3 protein-coding genes and 1 pseudogene are annotated in these 1,976 nt (G+C 72.2%); 2 read left to right on the plus strand and 2 right to left on the minus strand.

All coding sequences use genetic code 11. The features are described 5' to 3' along the window. Positions 1-337, plus strand: a 337-nt coding sequence (locus ACFP3V_RS30550; RefSeq protein ID WP_380590668.1) for a C40 family peptidase, incomplete at its 5' end; no start/stop codon positions are given. 7 nt (positions 338-344) lie between these two features. Here ACFP3V_RS30550 and ACFP3V_RS30555 read toward each other — a convergent pair. Continuing rightward, complete coding sequence (locus ACFP3V_RS30555) at positions 345-965, minus strand: flavodoxin family protein (RefSeq protein ID WP_380590671.1); 621 nt, start codon at positions 963-965, stop codon at positions 345-347. Between the two features lie 146 nt (positions 966-1,111). Then, on the minus strand, positions 1,112-1,606 hold the full coding sequence (locus ACFP3V_RS30560) for an inorganic diphosphatase (protein ID WP_380590674.1): 495 nt from the start codon (positions 1,604-1,606) through the stop codon (positions 1,112-1,114). Between the two features lie 77 nt (positions 1,607-1,683). On the opposite strand from ACFP3V_RS30560, the pseudogene ACFP3V_RS30565 reads away from it, so the two are divergent. Beyond that, a pseudogene (locus ACFP3V_RS30565) lies at positions 1,684-1,976 on the plus strand (D-alanyl-D-alanine carboxypeptidase/D-alanyl-D-alanine endopeptidase); the annotation flags it as partial.

Here is a 1,976-nt window from a genome sequence, read left to right on the forward strand (position 1 = left end):
CGCCGAGGCCCAGGTGGGCGACGCCTACGTCTGGGGCGGGGCGGGCCCGGACAGCTTCGACTGCAGCGGCCTGACGATGCGCGCCTGGCAGCGCGCCGGCGTCGCGCTGCCGCACTATGCCGCCGACCAGTACGCCGAGTCCACCCCGCTGACCTACCGTCAGCTGCGCCCCGGCGACCTGGTGTTCTGGTCGCACGACGGCAGCCCGGCCGGGATCTACCACGTGGCGCTCTACATCGGCGACGACCGCATGATCGAGGCGCCCCGTACCGGCGACGTGGTGAAGGTCGCCTCGCTGTGGATCATGGGTACGCCCGACTTCTACGCCCGACCCTGAGCGGAGCTCAGCCGGCCACCCCGGCACTGACCCCGGCCTCGGCACGCAGTCCCAGGGGTCCGGTCGCGTCGGCGGTGAAGAACCCGCGTGCCCGTGCCAGGGTTTCGGCATCCGCCATGATCTGCCCGGGGCGGTCGACGCCGACGCCGACCAGGCCGCCGGCGAAGCGGGCGCCGAAGTACTCGGCGCTGTAGCGGACGGTGTCCAGCAGCGGGCGGGCGTACGCCGGGTCCTCCTCGGCCAGCGCGCTGACGGCCCAGTAGGTCTTGCGCGCCATCCGCTGCTTGAAGTCCACGCCGGGCAGGCGCAGCCAGCCGGACCAGTGGTCCAGGTAGAGCTTGGTGGCGGAACTGACGGAGTACCAGTACACGGGCGAGGCGATGACGATGTCCGTCGCGTCGAGGGTGGCGTCCAGCAGCAGGCGCTCGTTGCTGCCGGGCGCGGGCAGGGTGTGGCCGGCGGGGTCCGCGTGGCGGCGGTCGGTGAAGGGGGCCAGCGGCAGGTCGCGCAGGGCGAGCCAGCGCTGTTCCGTCCCGGAGGGGAGCCTCCGGGCCGCGGTCCGGGCCAACTGCTCGGTGTTGCCGTCGGGGCGGCTGCTGCCGAGGACGAAGAGGAAGCTGCGATCCATGCTGGCACATTAAATGCAATTGCAACTTCTTGCCAAGGGGCACGACCCTTCGGACCCCGCCCGGGACGCGCGAAGGGGTGCCCGCGAGCGGTCTCGCGGGCACCCCTTCGGGTGACTGTGCTGACTGGGCGTCAGGACGGCTGGCCTCAGTGCGCCTGGCCGGAGTCGGCGAGGCGCTTGATGCTGGCCTTGATCTCGTCCTCGGCCTCGGCGCGGCCGACCCAGTGGGCGCCCTCGACCGACTTGCCGGGCTCCAGGTCCTTGTAGACCTCGAAGAAGTGCTGGATCTCCAGGCGGTCGAACTCCGACACGTGGTGGATGTCGCGCAGGTGCTCCCAGCGCGGGTCGGAGGCCGGGACGCAGAGCAGCTTGTCGTCGCCGCCCGCCTCGTCGGTCATGTGGAACATGCCGATGGCGCGGCACTTGATGACACAGCCGGGGAAGGTCGGCTCCTCGAGGATGACCAGGGCGTCCAGCGGGTCGCCGTCCTCGCCCAGGGTGCCGTCCACGAAGCCGTAGTCGGCGGGGTAGCGGGTCGAGGTGAAGAGCATGCGGTCGAGGTAGATACGACCGGTCTCGTGGTCGACCTCGTACTTGTTGCGCGAGCCCTTCGGGATCTCGATCGTGACGTCGAACTCCACAGCGTCCTCCATAGACAGTCGGTGCAGCCAATAGTGTCTCCTACCGCGAGGAGTGCTGAGGAAAGGGGCAGGGCCGGATGGGCAGCGGGGAGCGCGTCGCGCGCTGGGGACGCGCGTACGCGCAGGCGCCGACGCGGTGGGTGGCCGGAGTGGCGGGTGCGGTCGGGCTGGCGCTGGCCGCCGGAAGCATCGCCGCGGCCGGGCCCTGGGACGGCGGCCAGCGCCACGCGGAGCGGCTGCGGGCCCGGGCGGACGCCCACCGGATCGCCGCGGCGCAGGGGGGCAAGTCCAAGCCCCTTCCGGAGCAGCCCAGTTGGCGGCAGCCAGCCCCGGTGCTCGTCGCCGCGACCGGCGGGGCCGCGCCCACCGC

The organism is Streptacidiphilus monticola (assembly GCF_042658505.1).
GTDB classification, from domain to species: domain Bacteria; phylum Actinomycetota; class Actinomycetes; order Streptomycetales; family Streptomycetaceae; genus Streptacidiphilus; species Streptacidiphilus monticola.

Coding starts and splice junctions, on each gene's coding strand:
- ACFP3V_RS30555 (WP_380590671.1), bottom strand. CDS start 965: ATGGATCGCAGCTTCCTCTTCGTCCTCGGCAGCAGCCGCCCCGACGGC.